General features: G+C 67.2%; 15 protein-coding genes. 9 read left to right on the top strand and 6 right to left on the bottom strand.

What is annotated here, in order from left to right; all coding sequences use genetic code 11:
* Positions 1–67 precede the first annotated feature (67 nt).
* Positions 68–1,507, top strand: coding sequence for a Do family serine endopeptidase (locus R2C4_RS11815; protein WP_244940722.1), 1,440 nt, complete (start codon positions 68–70; stop codon positions 1,505–1,507).
* Positions 1,508–1,580: 73 nt separating this feature from the next.
* On the opposite strand, the gene R2C4_RS11810 is transcribed toward R2C4_RS11815, so the two are convergent.
* The 4 genes from R2C4_RS11810 to R2C4_RS11795 all read right to left on the bottom strand — a co-directional run bounded on the left by R2C4_RS11810 (position 1,581) and on the right by R2C4_RS11795 (position 4,265).
* Positions 1,581–2,093, bottom strand: a complete 513-nt coding sequence (locus tag R2C4_RS11810; protein WP_141890790.1) for a class I SAM-dependent methyltransferase — start codon at positions 2,091–2,093, stop codon at positions 1,581–1,583.
* A gap of 348 nt (positions 2,094–2,441) precedes the next feature.
* A complete protein-coding gene (locus tag R2C4_RS11805; protein WP_141890789.1) occupies positions 2,442–3,110 on the bottom strand; it encodes a Crp/Fnr family transcriptional regulator in 669 nt (222 codons plus the stop codon).
* Positions 3,111–3,198: 88 nt separating this feature from the next.
* Positions 3,199–3,729 carry a peptidoglycan-binding domain-containing protein gene (locus R2C4_RS11800; RefSeq protein WP_058285882.1) on the bottom strand — a complete coding sequence of 177 codons (531 nt, stop codon included), beginning with the start codon at positions 3,727–3,729 and terminating at the stop codon, positions 3,199–3,201.
* A gap of 74 nt (positions 3,730–3,803) precedes the next feature.
* Positions 3,804–4,265 (bottom strand): OB-fold nucleic acid binding domain-containing protein, encoded by a 462-nt coding sequence (locus tag R2C4_RS11795; RefSeq protein WP_141890788.1) that lies wholly within the window; start codon positions 4,263–4,265, stop codon positions 3,804–3,806.
* Between the two features lie 166 nt (positions 4,266–4,431).
* On the opposite strand from R2C4_RS11795, the gene R2C4_RS11790 reads away from it, so the two are divergent.
* From R2C4_RS11790 to R2C4_RS11780, 4 genes are all read left to right on the top strand, one after another.
* Positions 4,432–4,755: a 2Fe-2S iron-sulfur cluster-binding protein gene (locus R2C4_RS11790; RefSeq protein WP_141890787.1), complete on the top strand. Its 324-nt coding sequence runs from the start codon at positions 4,432–4,434 to the stop codon at positions 4,753–4,755.
* The gene (locus R2C4_RS11785) at positions 4,755–5,378 is read left to right on the top strand and encodes an FG-GAP repeat domain-containing protein (RefSeq protein ID WP_338034698.1); all 624 of its coding nucleotides are present in this window, start codon (positions 4,755–4,757) and stop codon (positions 5,376–5,378) included. Before R2C4_RS11790 ends, R2C4_RS11785 begins: the two co-directional genes overlap by 1 nt.
* A 95-nt stretch (positions 5,379–5,473) precedes the next feature.
* Entirely contained in the window at positions 5,474–5,599 is a 126-nt protein-coding gene (locus tag R2C4_RS21490; protein ID WP_333869275.1) for a hypothetical protein, read from the top strand.
* A 134-nt stretch (positions 5,600–5,733) separates the two neighbouring features.
* A complete protein-coding gene (locus tag R2C4_RS11780; protein WP_141890786.1) occupies positions 5,734–7,458 on the top strand; it encodes a DUF1217 domain-containing protein in 1,725 nt (574 codons plus the stop codon).
* A 721-nt stretch (positions 7,459–8,179) separates the two neighbouring features.
* On the opposite strand, the gene purD is transcribed toward R2C4_RS11780, so the two are convergent.
* Complete coding sequence (gene purD, locus R2C4_RS11775) at positions 8,180–9,445, bottom strand: phosphoribosylamine--glycine ligase (RefSeq protein WP_141890785.1); 1,266 nt, start codon at positions 9,443–9,445, stop codon at positions 8,180–8,182.
* Positions 9,446–9,581: 136 nt separating this feature from the next.
* Here purD and xseA point away from each other — a divergent pair, with 136 nt between their 5' ends.
* Complete coding sequence (gene xseA, locus R2C4_RS11770) at positions 9,582–11,078, top strand: exodeoxyribonuclease VII large subunit (protein WP_141890784.1); 1,497 nt, start codon at positions 9,582–9,584, stop codon at positions 11,076–11,078.
* Between the two features lie 19 nt (positions 11,079–11,097).
* Here the strand turns inward: xseA and R2C4_RS11765 are convergent, their stop codons facing one another.
* Positions 11,098–11,493 (bottom strand): hypothetical protein, encoded by a 396-nt coding sequence (locus tag R2C4_RS11765; protein WP_141890783.1) that lies wholly within the window; start codon positions 11,491–11,493, stop codon positions 11,098–11,100.
* A 131-nt stretch (positions 11,494–11,624) separates the two neighbouring features.
* On the opposite strand from R2C4_RS11765, the gene R2C4_RS11760 reads away from it, so the two are divergent.
* From R2C4_RS11760 to R2C4_RS11750, 3 genes are all read left to right on the top strand, one after another.
* Positions 11,625–12,266, top strand: a complete 642-nt coding sequence (locus tag R2C4_RS11760; RefSeq protein WP_141890782.1) for a lysoplasmalogenase family protein — start codon at positions 11,625–11,627, stop codon at positions 12,264–12,266.
* A gap of 77 nt (positions 12,267–12,343) precedes the next feature.
* Positions 12,344–13,519, top strand: a complete 1,176-nt coding sequence (gene ftsY, locus R2C4_RS11755; RefSeq protein WP_141890781.1) for a signal recognition particle-docking protein FtsY — start codon at positions 12,344–12,346, stop codon at positions 13,517–13,519.
* Between the two features lie 83 nt (positions 13,520–13,602).
* The gene (locus R2C4_RS11750) at positions 13,603–14,505 is read left to right on the top strand and encodes a DMT family transporter (RefSeq protein WP_141890780.1); all 903 of its coding nucleotides are present in this window, start codon (positions 13,603–13,605) and stop codon (positions 14,503–14,505) included.
* The last annotated feature ends 2 nt before the right edge of the window (positions 14,506–14,507 follow it).

The following is a 14,507-nucleotide window of genomic DNA, read 5'->3' as shown; positions in this document are numbered from 1 at the left end:
CAGGACAAGGAGTAGTTCCGTGCAGCCACAGGCAATTGCAATTTCCGGCCAGGCAGGCAGCAGGGGCATGACGATGCGCCTGATCTGGCTTGCGGTGCTGAGCATGGCGGTCCTGCTGATGCAGGCGGTATCCGCGATGGCCCGGCCCGAAAGCCTGGCGCCGCTGGCCGAGCGGGTGAGCCCGGCGGTGGTCAACATCACCACCACCACCGTTGTCGAGGGGCGCACCGGGCCGCAGGGCATCGTGCCGGAAGGCTCGCCGTTCGAGGATTTCTTCCGCGAGTTCCAGGACCGCAACGGCAATGGCAGCCGGCCGCGCCGCTCTTCGGCGCTGGGCTCCGGCTTTGTGATCTCCGAGGACGGCTATATCGTCACCAACAACCACGTGATCGAGGGCGCCGACGAGATCGAGATCGAGTTCTATCCGGGCGAAGGCCAGCCCAGGGACTTGCTGCCGGCCGAGGTGATCGGCACCGATCCCAACACCGATATCGCACTGTTGAAGGTCAAGGCCCCGGCACCGCTGAAGTTCGTCAAGTTCGGCGACAGCGACACCGCCCGCGTCGGCGACTGGGTGGTGGCGATGGGCAACCCGCTGGGGCAGGGGTTCTCGCTGTCGGCGGGCATCGTGTCGGCCCGCAACCGAGAGCTGTCGGGCTCTTATGACGACTACATCCAGACCGATGCGGCGATCAACCGGGGCAACTCCGGCGGGCCGCTGTTCAACATGGACGGCGATGTGGTCGGCGTGAACACCGCAATCCTGTCGCCCAACGGCGGCTCCATCGGCATCGGCTTCTCGATGGCCTCCAACGTGGTGGTCAAGGTGGTCGAGCAGCTGAAGGAATACGGCGAGACCCGCCGCGGCTGGCTGGGCGTGAAGATCCAGGATGTGGATGCGGACCTGGCCGAGGCGATCGGGCTGGAGAAGGCGCGCGGCGCGCTGGTCACCGATGTGCCGGACGGCCCGGCCAAGGATGCGGGCGTGCTGGCCGGCGATGTGATCGTCAGCTTTGACGGCGTGGACGTGCGCGACACCCGCGGCCTGGTGCGACAGGTCGGCAATGCCGAGGTGGGCAAGACCGTGCGTGTCGTGGTCTACCGCGAAGGCAAGACCGAAACCCTGCGGGTGACCCTGGGCCGCCGCGAGGATGCGGAGCGCGGTCCCTCCGCCCCGCAGACCGGCGACGGGCAGCCGGATTCCTCCGAGAAGGAGCTGCTGGGGCTGTCGGTCGGTGCGCTGACCGAGCAGATGCGCAGCGAGCTGAATGTCGGGGAAGAGGTCGAGGGCCTGGCGATCCTGTCGGTGGACGAGACCTCGGAAGCCTGGGAGAAGGGCCTGCGCGCCGGCGATGTGATCACCGAGGCGGGCCAGCAGAAGGTCATCTCGATCAGTGACCTGGAAGCCCGGGTCGAGGAAGCCAAGGAGGCAGGCCGCAAGTCGCTGCTGCTCTTGGTGCGCCGCGGCGGCGAGCCGCGCTTTGTGGCGCTGAACCTGCCGGAGTAACCGCCGGAGGCGGAACCGATGGAACAAGGAATGGCCGGGCATCAGCCCGGCCATTTTGCTTGCCGCCGGGACTTCAGCCGCGCCTTACGAACAAGAGGCCGCGGCTGTTCTGGTCCGTGTGCCAGTCACCGTTCTGGCCGGCGACGATCTGGCGGAACTCTTTGAGATTGCGTTGTTCATCCGAGATCAGGACCCAGCCGCCAGGGCGCAGGTGCGGCAGGCAGCGGGTCAGCAGCGCCCGCCGCTGAGGCGCTGCCAGCATATGCAAGGTCCGGTCGAACATCAGGATGTCGTAGTCCTTGTCCGGCGCCCAGACGGTAAGGTCTGCGGCGATGCCGGTTATGGCGAGGTTTTCCCGTTGAGCCGCCGCCAGAAGGTGCCGGATGCCGTGCGGCGAGATGTCGACGCCGGTCACCCGGTGGCCCATGCGGGCGATGAACAGCGCATCCCGGCCCTGGCCGCAGCCGGCATCCAGAACGTCCAGCCCGCGCGCGTCCAGCCGGTCGAAAAAGGCCGTGAAGGCGGCGGATGGCGCCCCAAGGGCATCCGGGGTTTCGCGGTAGAGTTTGTCGTAGTCATAAGCCATGCGCGGCACCGTAGCGGCCGGATTGGGGAATGGCTAAGTGAATATTTCTTGAACAAGAGGGATGGCGGGCGGGAGAGGGAACCGTTTCCCGGCGCGGGAAACGGCCCGGAAAACACGTGTTTTCCGGGCCGGAATTCGCGTCGAATTCCGGCGGCTGTCAGGGTGGGGGCGGCAATAGGGAAGAGCCATGTGCTGGCGGGCACATGGCTCTTGTTGGACAGGCCGCCATCGGGATGGAACGGTTAATGGCTTTCTGTAAGGCCGTTATGGCGCGCGGCGGCGGCGGGATCTGTGACCGGGATTACAGAGCGCGGATTATCTTGCAGAAATCTGCATCCTGCGGCGCGGTCAGATGGAATCGGGTTCCGCCAGCACGGCGAGTTCGCTGCGGTCGAGGATCTGCACGCCGCCGCGGCTGATGCCGACCAGCCCGCTGCGCTTCCAGGCGGCCAGGGTCTTGGACACCGCCTCGCGGGTGGCGCCGACAAACTCCGCCAGCTCCGCCTGGGACAGCGCCACGCGGCCGTCGCGGCCTTCGGGCGCGAGGTACAGCAGCTTGCGCGCCAGCCGCACTGGCATCGGCAGGAACACCTGTTCGTTCAGCTGAGTGTTCATCCAGCGCATCCGCTGCCCGGCCAGCCGCAACAGGTCGGCGGCCAGGTCCGGGTGCTGGCGGATCTGGTCCACCACGTCGCCGCTGCGCAGGCGCAGCACCCGGCTGGGCTCGGCGGCGATGGCGGTGGCGGTGCGCTCGCCCGGATCGAACAGGGTGATCTCGCCGAACACCGCGCCGGGGCGCATCATGTCGAGCGACAGCTTGCGGCCCGAGGCCGACAGCACCGAAAACTCCAGCGCGCCTTCGGCAATCGCATAGAGCGCATCGCCCGCATCGCCCTGTTCGAACAGCACCTCGCCCTGGCGCAGGCGCACCTCTGTGGCCTGGCTTTCCAGCATCCGGCGCAGCGGGCCCGAGGCGCCGGAAAGGAAGCCGGAATCCGGCAGGCGGGTTGTCAGCATGGCCAAGTCTCTTTGCGTCTGGAGCCCAGTCCGGCGGAGCTTAGCAGAGGCGTGGCCCCCGGGGAACCGGGGAACTGAACCGGGTGGTTCAGCCCGCAACCGCGACCAGCCCCAGCTTGCGGGCGGTGTCCAGCGACAGGGTGCCGCTGTCCAGCCCCAGCGGCGCCTGGTAGCGCTGCACCGCCGCGCGGGTGGCGGCGTCCATCTGCCCGTGGACGGGGCCGCGGTAGAGGCCGCGGGCGGTCAGGGCGCGCTGCAGGGTGCGGATGAGCTCAGGCGTCATGCTGGCGGGGCAGGGGATTTCGAACCAGTGTTCCTGCCGCGGCTGCACGATCTGCTGGCGGGTGTCGGTGCGGAACAGCGCGGGGCGGACGATCCGGCCGCTGCTGTCGGTTTCTGCGGGCCGGGCGAGCACCTGGCTGGTGACGGTCTCGATCACGGCGGGGGAGGTGTGTTTGCTCCAGCAGGTATCGGGCGGCGCGCCGGGCGGGGCATAGCGCCCCGCGCGCGAGACATCGCCGCCGGGCGGCGGCTGGACGCAGGCGGGCAGGGCTGCCAGGGCGGCCAGCAGCAGCGCGGGCGCGAGACGCCGGCAGGTCGTGAGGAGGGGTGGCGTCATGCCCGGATGCCTTTGTCAGGGTGCCTGTGGCCGGCGCCCCTGCCGGTGCCGGGCGCTTTTGCTTTGGCGGCAGCCTAGCTCAGTTCGCTGCCGTCCGCAAAGGCCGGATCGCCCTGGCGGCCTTGCTCCGCCAGCAGGAGGTCGAGCATGGGGGAGATGTCCTCGACCGTTTCGGCAATCACATGGGTGACCGAATGCGCCCGCTGCAGCCGCCCGGTGACGCGCAGCAGCCGTCCGGAGATCACCGCGCGGCGGAACGCCTCGTAAATCTTGCGCCAGACGATCACGTTGACGACGCCGGTCTCATCCTCGAGGGTGACGAAGATGACCCCCTTGGCGGTGCCCGGGCGCTGGCGCAGGATCACCAGCCCCGCGACGGTGACACGGGCGTTTTCCGGCGGCTCCTGCAGCCGGGCGGCGGGCAGGCAGTGGGGCGGGCGCGGCCAGGGCCGGGCGCGGCCGGGCGATGCCGGGGGCGCTGCGGCGGCGGGCCCTGCGGGTGGGGCTGCAGAAGCGGCTGCAGAGGGGGCTGGCATGAGGCAAACGGGCTCCGCGGTTGAGAAATTTCCAGAGTGAACAAATATAGAACATTGTGCCGGAAAGTCCAGCTGCGGCAGGGCGGGGTCGCAATTGGGGCTGGCACCGGCGCGGGCGCTTGGCTACACAGTCGCGCAAGTACCGGAAAAGGGAAGAGAGCTGACAATGGCAAAGATCACTTACATCGAGCACAACGGCACCGAACATGTTGTGGATGTGGCCAGCGGGCTGACCGTGATGGAAGGCGCGCGCGACAACAACATTCCGGGTATCGAGGCCGATTGCGGCGGCGCCTGCGCGTGCTCGACCTGCCATGTGTACATCGCGCCGGACTGGGTCGAGAAGCTGCCCGCCAAGGACGACATGGAAGAGGACATGCTGGATTTCGCCTATGAGCCCGATCCGGCCCGCTCGCGCCTGACCTGCCAGATCAAGGTGACCGACGATCTGGACGGTCTGGTGGTGCAGATGCCCGAAAAGCAGATCTGATGATCAACGGGCCGGCAGCGCGGCGTCTGCGGATGCGCGCCCGGCCCGGTTCTGCCCGCCGCGCGTGGCGGGCGGTGTGTTTGGGGCTGGCGTTGGCCGGGCCGTCTGCGGCGCAGGCTGATGAAGGCTGCGGCCCCGGCCCGTTTTCCAGCCCGCGCACGGTGGAGGGGTCGCTGGTCCGGCTGGGCGAAGCGGCCGCCGCTTATGAGGATCTGACAGGCCGCTACGGGCACGGGGTTCTGGGCGATGCGCTGGAGCCGGAGACGCTGCGGTACTGGTCGCCGGCGCTGCCCGGCCGCTGCGGTGCCAGCGTGACTTTGGACGAGGCCCATGTGTTCGAGGATCTGGCGCCGCGGCTGGCCGATCTCGACGGTGGCGCGCATCCGGAAATCATCACAGTGCGCAGCCACCGCAGCAAGGGGGCGCAGATTGCCGTTTACGGCCTGCGGGCGGGCCGCCTGGAGCTGATTGCACAGACGCCCTACATCGGCCAGAGCCACCGCTGGCTCGCCCCCATTGGTGCTGCGGATCTGGATGGCGACGGGCATGCGGAGATCGCCTATATCGACCGGCCGCATCTGGCAAAGACCCTGCGCATCTGGCGGTTCCGGACGGTGCGCTGAGCGAGGTTGCCAGTGCGCCCGGCCTGACCAATCACCGGATCGGAGACGATTTCATTACCTCCGGGATCCGCGATTGCGGCGAGGGGCCGGAGCTGGTGACGGTCAGCAGCGGCTGGCGCCGGATCATGGCCTCACGGCTGCAGGAGGGCCGCATCGCCAGCCGGGACATCGGCCCGTTCCGGCCGGACACGGGCCTGCGGCACGCGCTGGCCTGCCGCTAAGCGCCGCCCGCGCGCCTGCGGTCCGAAAATCTCCGCGCCCGTTTCCGGTTTATTCACCACCTTGGGGTACTCTTTGTGCCGGATGGGCAGATCCGGGCGCGCCGGCCCGGAACGGTTTTACAGGAGACAGCAGGGTGAGCTTTACGCCATATGTGTTCGGCACCGGCATTGCGGGATGGAGCTTCCTGCAGCGGACCCGGGACCAGCAGCAGGAGGTTTACGAGAAATCGCCCGTCCTTGACCGGACGGTGCAGGATTTCACGCAGCGCATCACCAGTATACAGTCGGCGGACCAGCTGCTGGATGACTACAACCTGCTGACCGTGACCCTGGGCGCCTTTGGCCTGGATGAGGATATCAACAACAGGGCCTTCATCAAGCAGGTGCTGGAATCCGACATGAGCGATCCCAAGTCGATCGTGAACCGGCTGAACGACAGCCGGTACCAGGCGCTGGCGGAAACCTTTGGCTTTGGCAGCTCCGACGGACCCAAGCTGCCCAGTGCCAGGGCGGGGAGCGAATTTGCCGGCATCGCCACGCCGGATGACCTGCTGTCAAACAGCACCCTGCTGCGCAAGGCGCTTGGCAATGCCGGGCTGGAGGGGCTGGAAAACAATCAGTTCTTCCTGCAGAAAGTCCTGGAATCCGACCTCGACGACCCCAGCTCCTTTGCCAACAAGCTGTCTGATCCGCGCTATGCGGCCTTTGCCGGGCAGTTCGATTTCGGCCAGGCGCCGGAGTATGAAAACAGCATCGAGGCGCTGGTTAGCGAGTTCAACCAGCACACTGAGGGCCTGGCCAGCGCGGATGATCTGCTGGCGGATGAAGATCTGCTGCAGGCCGTGATTGACACGTTCGGTCTGGAAAGAACCTATCCCGATTTCCTGCGGCGGGTGCTGAATTCGGATACCACCGATCCCGACTCCTTCGTCAACCAGCTGGAGGACAAGCGCTATCTTGCGGTGTCAGAGGCCTTTGGCTTCGGCTGGCCGGATATCAACGCGATGACCGATCCGGAGGAGCTGCTGTCGAACCCGCAGCTGCTGGCGCATGCGCTGGACACTTTCAACCTCAGCGACCGGGGGGAGACCTATCTGAGACAGGTTCTGGAATCCGACCTGTCCGACCCGAATTCCTACGTGAACCAGCCGGAAAATCTGGCCTTTTACGACTTTGCCGAGGCCTTCCAGAATCAATGGCCCGAGCCCGTCAGCAAGATGCAGGTGTTCGCGGAGGAGATTACCGATAAGCTGGGCACCTTCACCAACCCGCGGGAACTGGTTTTTGACCTGAGCCTGTTCGAGGCCACGCTGGACCTGTTCGGCCAAAGCAAGCGGAGCACTGATTTCGATACCGTACTGAAGGCGTTTGAGTCCGACCTGTCCTCCAGCACGTCCTACGCCAACACGCACTATGATACCGGATTGAAGGCCATGACACAGGCCTTCTCCTTCAATGCGGGGGAGACCAGCCGGGAGTATCCGGAAGGCTTTGCCGAGGAACTTGCCGAGCTTTACACCACCCGCCAGTTTGAAATCGAGATCGGCAACTCGGATCCGAACATGCGGCTGGCGCTGGCGCTGGAGCGCGAGCTGCAAGATGTTGTAGATGCGGGCGGCAGCGAAAACGCCCACTGGTACAATATCATCGGGTCGCCGCCGCTGCGGAGTATTTTCGAAACCGCGCTGGGCCTGCCGTCCGGTATTGCGCAGCTGGATATCGAACGCCAGTTGGTGGAGATGAAGGACCGCGCCTTTTCCGCCTTTGGCACCACCCACCCGGCCGATTTCCTGGAGCCGGAGATGCTGGATCAGTTCCGCAAGCGGTTCCTGTTGCTGAGCGATCTGAACACGTTCTAGGGCCGCGGTGCCGGCTGCAGGCTTTTGACCGCGCTGCCCGGCGGGCAGACTGAAAGCAGCGTGCCGTATTGATCCGGCAGCGGCCTGGGCGGGCCTGTCGGGGGCTGACAGGCCTGCCGGAGCTTTGGTTTTGAAGTCAGGAGCACAAGGGCAGGCAGAGGCGCGCCGCTGGCGCGGTCTCCGGCTGTCCGGGATTGCGGCTGCGGGGCACTGCCTTCAGACGGTACACTGGCGGGCGGACAGTACACAGACGGGCAAACGGAACACAGGCGGGCGCGGACGGGTCCGCACCCGCCCGCGCAGGCGGACCTGCGCGAGCTTTTTCTCAGAACTTATTGAAACGAGGGGAAAACCTGAGCGGCGCTCGCAGCGTGCGCTCACCGTCTCTTCCCGGCAGGGCGGGCCGGTTCAGCAGCTGCGCCGACGTGCCAGAGCGGGCAGGGCCAGACGCCGTTCCGTTGCCCGAAGGCAGCCGCTTGGCGCGGCTGGCAAAGTACCCCGGTTCCGGCGCGGCGTACCGGGCGGCGGGTGCGGACCCAGGGTGCAAGCGCCGGTGCGGCGGCTCTCGGTCTGCCAGGCTGCGGCGCCAAGGGGCGTAATCGGGTGCGGCACTTGCCGCCGGACGCCGCTGCCGGGCGCGGCAGCGCCCGGCCACGCCCAACTGAGACGGGCAATCTGTGATTGACCGGGAGCAGGCGGGAGCCCCTGCCTGCCTGCCGTGTTACTTCAGCGCGCGCCAGCCGATGTCGCGGCGGAAGAAGCCCTGCGGCCACTCCACCCCGTCCACCATCGCATAGGCGCGGTCGCGGGCCTCCTGCAGGGAGCCGCCGCGGGCGGTCACGTTCAGCACCCGGCCGCCGACGGCCAGCACCTTGCCGTCCTGTTCCTGGGTGCCCGCATGGAACACCATATTGCTGCTGTCCTCGGGCAGCGCGTCCAGGCCCTTGATTTCGGAGAATTTCTCGTAAGAGCCGGGATAGCCCTCTGCCGCCATCACCACGGTGATTGCGTGATCGTCGGCCCAGTTCACCTGCGCCTCGCTCAGGCGGCCCTCAGCCGCGGCGTGCATCAGGTCCAGCGCCTGGGCGCCGAGGCGCATCATCAGCACCTGGCATTCCGGATCGCCGAAGCGGACGTTGTATTCCACCAGCCGCGGCTGCCCGTCCTTGATCATCAGACCCGCATAGAGCACGCCCTGATAGGGCATGCCGCGTTCCGCCATCACCCGCATGGTGGGCTTCACGATCTCTTCCATCGCTTTCGCCTCGACCTCAGCCGACAGCACCGGCGCGGGGGAGTAGGCGCCCATGCCGCCGGTGTTAAGGCCGGTGTCGCCTTCGCCGACGCGCTTGTGGTCCTGGGCGGAGCCGATCGCCAGAACGTCCTCGCCGTCCACCAGCACGAACAGGGAGGCTTCCTCGCCTTCCATGAACTCCTCGATCACCACCTCGGCGCCGGCGCCGCCAAAGACACCGCCGAACATGTCGTCGATGGCCGCCATGGCCTCGTCCTCGGTCATCGCGATGATCACGCCTTTGCCGGCGGCCAGACCGTCAGCCTTGACCACGGTGGGAACACCGTTGGCCCGCACATGGGCCTTGGCGGCGTCTGCATCGGTGAAATGGCCGTAGCCCGCGGTGGGGGCGTTTGCCGCGTCGCAGATTTCCTTGGTGAAGCTCTTGGAGGCTTCCAGCCGGGCGGCGGCCTCGGAGGGGCCGAACACCAGGAGGCCTGCCTCGCGCAGCCGGTCGGCAACGCCCGCGGCCAGCGGCGCCTCGGGGCCGACGATCACGAAGTCGATGGCGTTTTCCTCGGCAAAGGCGGCCACGGTGCCGCCATCCTCGATGTCGAAAGTGGCGCAATCGGCGATCTGGGCGATGCCCGCGTTGCCCGGCGCCACGATCAGCTTGTCGCATTTGGGGTTCTGCATCACTGCCCAGGCCAGTGCATGTTCACGCCCGCCGCTGCCGAGGATAAGGATGTTCATTGGCGCATTCTCCGATCTGCCTGAGCCCTGTGGCGTCCCGGGTGGCCTCCCGGGGCTTGCCTTGCTTGCGGCGCGTTCTATGCTGCGCGCGACTTCAAAACAAGACCGGCCTAAAGCCGCAGGAGAGCAGCCCCCGATGTCCGACCTGTTTGACGATCCTCAGCCTGGGCAGAACGCCCCGGAGTTCACCGTTTCCGAGATTTCCGGCGAGGTGAAGCGTACGCTGGAGGGCACATTCGGCCGCATCCGGGTGCGCGGCGAAGTGGGGCGGGTGTTCAAGGCGCGCTCCGGGCATTTGTACTACGACATCAAGGATGACCGCTCGGTGCTGGCTTGCACGACGTGGAAGGGGCAGATCAGCGGCTTGTCGGTGGTGCCGGAGGAAGGGCTTGAGGTGGTTGTCACCGGCCGCCTGACGGCCTTTGGCGCGCAGTCAAAGTACAACATGAACGTGGATGAGGTTGCGGTTGCCGGGCAGGGTGCGCTGATGGCGCTCTTGGAAAAGCGCAAGAAGCAGCTGGAGGCGGAGGGCCTGTTTGCGCCCGAGCGCAAGAAGCCGCTGCCTTACCTGCCGCAGATCATCGGGGTGGTGACCTCGCCGTCGGGTGCGGTGATCCGCGATATTCTGCACCGGCTGCGCGACCGGTTTCCGCGCAAGGTGCTGGTCTGGCCGGTGGCGGTGCAGGGGAAAACTTGCGCGCCGGAGGTGGCCCGCGCCATCGAGGGCTTCAACCGGCTGACGCCGGGCGGCGCGCTGCCGCGGCCCGATCTGATCATCGTGGCCCGCGGCGGCGGCTCGATTGAGGACCTGTGGGGCTTCAACGAGGAGATCGTGGCGCGCGCCGCGGCGGCCTCGCAGATCCCGCTGATCTCTGCCGTGGGGCATGAGACGGACACCACGCTCATCGACTTCGTGTCCGACCGCCGGGCGCCGACCCCAACCGCGGCGGCGGAGCTGGCGGTGCCGGTGCGGCTGGAGCTGATGGCCTGGACGGAGACCCAGGGCGCGCGGCTGACCCGGGCTGCGGGGCAGGCGGTGCAGCTCAGGCGCCAGCGGCTGAACGATCTGGCCCGGGCCTTGCCGAAACCCGACACGCTTCTGGAAACCCCGCGGCAGCGGCTGGACCGGATTTCCGACCGGCTGCCCGGCGCGCTGATCAGCGGCGTGCAGCGGCGCCGGGTGCATCTGAGCGAAACCGCGGCCAGCTTGCGCCCGGCCACCCTGCGCCAGCTGGTCGAGGGGCGGCGAAACCGGTTGCAGAACCTGTCCTCGCGCCTCAGCCTGCGGCCGATCCAAAGAGAGGTGAAGCAGCAGCAGGACCGGCTTGCGCATCTCGTGCAGCGTCTGAATGCGGCGCAGGCCGCGCGCATCGACCGCCAGCGGCAGGCCCTGACCGCCACGGGGCGGCAGCTGGAAATCCTGAGCTACAAGGCGACGCTGGAACGTGGCTATGCGGTGGTGCGTTCAGGGGATGAGATCCTGACCACCCGGGCTGCTGCCGCCAAGGCCGGTGCCCTGCAGATCGAATTTGCCGATGGCACGTTGGATCTGGACGGCGGCGCCGCTGACGCTCCGAAGACGGAGGGACCGAACCCGCCGGCAAAGGGCGGCGGCCAGGGCTCACTGCTCTAGCGGGGCATTTGCGGCGGCCTCAGGTGCCCACGTCGGGGCCGTAGCACAGCATGTCCTCGCCGATGTCCTCGGCCTCGTACAGCTCGGTCGCGGCTGGATCATCCTCGAACCGGGCCGTCAGCCCGCCGGGGGTAAGCTCAAAGGTCCAGCACTGCGGATCATCGCGGTTGTCATAGATGAAACAGATCTGGCCCGCTTCCTCGTACCAGCTGCCGTCCTGGCATTTGCCGTCCAGGAAAGACCAGATCACCCGGCGGTCCGGCAGGTAGCGTTCGACCCCGTAGAGGGAGCCGCCAAAGCCATAGAACAGCGTGCGGCCCTGGGTGTAGCGGTCGAATTCCGCGGCGCCAAGCGGCTCGCCTGCCGCCAGCGGGGCGGGCAGGGCTGCCAGCAGGAGAATCATCAAGGAGCGCATGAGGCCACTGTGCCTCAGGACCGGCGCCGGCGCCAAGCGTTGCGTGTTTCTGCGCAGGCTCCCGCCGGGTCACCTTTGACGGCGCGCGCCCTGCGGGGACAGAGTGGCGGAAAATCGAAGGGGGGCAGGACATGGCGGCGGAACTGATGCTATGGGCAGGGGCTGCGGCATGCGCTTTGGTTTATCTGGCCATGGCAGCGCAGCCGCCCGGTTTGCTGCGCAGTGTGCTGAAAACGGCATCGGTCGCTTTGCTGGCGCTGGCGGCGGTGCTGGCGGGGGCGCCCTGGCTGCTAGCCCTGGCGCTGGGGCTCTGCGCGCTGGGCGATCTGTTCCTGTCGCGCGACGGCGAGGCCGCGTTCATGGCGGGCGTCGGCGCCTTTGCCGCCGGGCATCTGGCCTATGCGGTGCTGTTCCTGACGCACGGTGACAGCGATCCGGCGCGGCTGCTGCAGATGCCGGGGGCAATCATCGCGGCGGCTCTGCTGCTGCTGGGGCTGGCGATGGCGCGCGTTCTGGCGCCGCGGGCGGGTGCGCTGAAGGGACCGGTGCTGGCTTATATCCCGATCATCCTCGGCATGGGGGCGGCGGCGCTGACGCTGCCGTTCGGCACCTGGGTCATTGCCGCGGCCGCGGCCTTCATGCTGTCGGACATGGTGCTGGCGGCGGAGACCTTTGTCTTGCCGGAGGATCATGCGCTGCGCCGGATCACGCCCTATGCGGTCTGGCCGCTTTACTGGGGGGCGCAAGCGGGCTTTCTGGCGGCATTTTCCTGAGGTCCGCGGCGCGTTGCGCTTTGCACTCCGGCCCAATCCGCATTAGGTGGGGGGCAGACCCTTTTGCGGAGACCAAGATGGCGTTTTTCTCAAAGCTCAAGGAGCGGCTGTTCAAATCCTCCTCCAAGCTCGAGCAGGGGCTCGATGCGATTGTCGAGGAGGGCGCGCAGAGCGCTGCGGATGAGGCGGCGGAGGCCCTGGCAGCGGCCCCGGCGGTGACGCCGGAGCAGCCCGCCCCGGCGCCGGTTCTGCAGCCTGACCCTGTGGCCGAGCCGGAGCCTGCGCCCGAACCTGCGCCCGCGCCGGAGCCGGCAGCGGCCCGCGAACCTGCGCCGCAGGCGGGAGCGGAGCCTGAGAAAAAATCGCCGGGCCTTTTGGGCCGTCTGATGGGCCGCGGCACCGCCGCTGCCGAGCCGCGCCGGGCGCTGGATGACGACATGCTGGAGCAGCTGGAAGAGCTGCTGATCGCCGCTGACATGGGCGTGGATACCGCGCTGCGGGTGACCGCCAACCTGGCCGAGGGCCGGATGGGCAAGAAGGTCTCCAGCCGCGAGATCAAGGAACTGCTGGCGCAGGAAGTCGCGCGCATCATGGAACCGGTCGCAAAGCCCTTGCCGATCTATGCCAAGCGCCCGCAGGTGGTGCTGGTCGTGGGGGTCAACGGCTCCGGCAAGACCACAACCATCGGCAAGCTGGCCAGCCAGTTCAAGGGCGCAGGCAAGAAGGTGGTGATTGCTGCGGGCGACACCTTCCGCGCGGCTGCCGTAGAACAGCTGCAGGTCTGGGGCGACCGGGCCGGCGTGCCGGTGCTGACAGCGCCGGAAGGCTCCGATCCTGCGTCGCTGGCGTTTGATGCAATGACCAAGGCACAGGAGGACGGTGCAGACCTTTTGATGATCGACACCGCAGGCCGGCTGCAGAACCGCGCCGACCTGATGGAGGAGCTGGCCAAGATCGTCCGGGTGATCCGCAAGAAGGACGAGACCGCGCCGCACAATACCCTGCTGGTGCTGGACGCCACCACCGGCCAGAACGCGCTGAGCCAGGTCGGCACCTTCCAGCAGCTGGCCGATGTCTCCGGCCTGGTGATGACCAAGCTGGACGGCACCGCCAAGGGCGGCGTTCTGGTGGCGCTGGCCGACAAGTTCGGCCTGCCGATCCACGCCATCGGGGTGGGCGAGCAAATCGACGATCTGGCCCCTTTCGATCCGGAAGAGTTTGCCGCGGCGCTCACCGGCCTTGAAAAATCCTGATCCTTTATTCATCTGGCTGAAAATATCCCGGGGGTCCGGGGGCAGAGCCCCCGGCGCTTTCCTCCCGCGCAAAGGCATTTGATTTGAGCGATTGGCTGATCTCCCTGGAAGGCACTGAGGCCGGGCATCAGGCGGCGCTGTTCCTGGCGATCTGGGCGGCTTTTCTGCATGCGGTGTTCGGGGCGCTGCAAAAGGGGCGGCATGACCCCTGGCTGTCGCGCGGGGCGATCGACTTCTCCTATTGCGTGATGGCAGCCCCCTTTGCGCTGTTCGTGGTGCCCTGGCCGGAGCCGCATATGTGGCTGATCTTTGCCGTCGCCTGGGTGATCCACGTCTTCTACAAGCTGTTTCAGGCGCTGGCCTATACCAAGGGCAGCTATACCGTGGTCTACCCGGTGGTGCGCGGGACCGGGCCGCTGTTCACGGTGATCGGCTCCTTCTTTCTGTTCGGCGAGGTGTTCACCCTCGTGCAGTGGCTGGGGGTGGCGGTGCTGTTGGCGGGGATCTTTGGCCTTGCGGGATACAACTACCGCTACCTGACGGTGAACCGCGACACGCTGGGGATTGCGCTGGGGCTGGCGGTTGTGACCGGGTTGTTTGTGGCCGCCTACACCACATATGACGCCTATGGCATCCGGGCGACGGCGGATCCGTTCACCTTCCTGGCGTGGTTTTTCATGATCGACGGGCTGGTGTTTCCGGTGATTGCCTTCACCCGCTGGCGCAGCATGGCGGAACCGCCCGCACCGGGGCCGCTGATGGTCCGGGGGGTCTTTGGCGGGCTGGTGGCCTTTGCCTCCTTTGGGGCCATCATGCTGGCGACGCGGCTGGACAAGGTGGGGGAGGCGGCGGTGCTGCGCGAGACCTCCACCGTGTTTGCCGCCCTTATCGGCTGGCTGGTGCTGAAGGAAACCGTGGGGCCGCGGCGGATCGCCTTGATGGCTTTGATCGCCCTGGGCGCCGTGATAGTGGAAATGGGCGGCTGAGA

Origin of the sequence: Leisingera aquaemixtae (assembly GCF_006740765.1) — a bacterium.
GTDB lineage: Bacteria > Pseudomonadota > Alphaproteobacteria > Rhodobacterales > Rhodobacteraceae > Leisingera > Leisingera aquaemixtae.
The sequence above is the reverse complement of the archived record's forward strand: the minus strand, read 5'-3'. Positions and strand labels throughout refer to the sequence as shown.

What these genes read in the sequence shown, in the direction of transcription:
- R2C4_RS11800 (WP_058285882.1), bottom strand. Translation starts at nt 3,729, where the DNA reads ATGACGCCACCCCTCCTCACGACCTGCCGGCGTCTCGCGCCCGCGCTG.
- R2C4_RS11795 (WP_141890788.1), bottom strand. Translation starts at nt 4,265, where the DNA reads ATGCCAGCCCCCTCTGCAGCCGCTTCTGCAGCCCCACCCGCAGGGCCC.
- R2C4_RS11765 (WP_141890783.1), bottom strand. Translation starts at nt 11,493, where the DNA reads ATGCGCTCCTTGATGATTCTCCTGCTGGCAGCCCTGCCCGCCCCGCTG.
- R2C4_RS11760 (WP_141890782.1), top strand. Translation starts at nt 11,625, where the DNA reads ATGGCGGCGGAACTGATGCTATGGGCAGGGGCTGCGGCATGCGCTTTG.
- R2C4_RS11790 (WP_141890787.1), top strand. Translation starts at nt 4,432, where the DNA reads ATGGCAAAGATCACTTACATCGAGCACAACGGCACCGAACATGTTGTG.
- R2C4_RS11810 (WP_141890790.1), bottom strand. Translation starts at nt 2,093, where the DNA reads ATGGCTTATGACTACGACAAACTCTACCGCGAAACCCCGGATGCCCTT.
- xseA (WP_141890784.1), top strand. Translation starts at nt 9,582, where the DNA reads ATGTCCGACCTGTTTGACGATCCTCAGCCTGGGCAGAACGCCCCGGAG.
- purD (WP_141890785.1), bottom strand. Translation starts at nt 9,445, where the DNA reads ATGAACATCCTTATCCTCGGCAGCGGCGGGCGTGAACATGCACTGGCC.
- R2C4_RS11785 (WP_338034698.1), top strand. Translation starts at nt 4,755, where the DNA reads ATGATCAACGGGCCGGCAGCGCGGCGTCTGCGGATGCGCGCCCGGCCC.
- R2C4_RS11815 (WP_244940722.1), top strand. Translation starts at nt 68, where the DNA reads ATGACGATGCGCCTGATCTGGCTTGCGGTGCTGAGCATGGCGGTCCTG.
- ftsY (WP_141890781.1), top strand. Translation starts at nt 12,344, where the DNA reads ATGGCGTTTTTCTCAAAGCTCAAGGAGCGGCTGTTCAAATCCTCCTCC.
- R2C4_RS11805 (WP_141890789.1), bottom strand. Translation starts at nt 3,110, where the DNA reads ATGCTGACAACCCGCCTGCCGGATTCCGGCTTCCTTTCCGGCGCCTCG.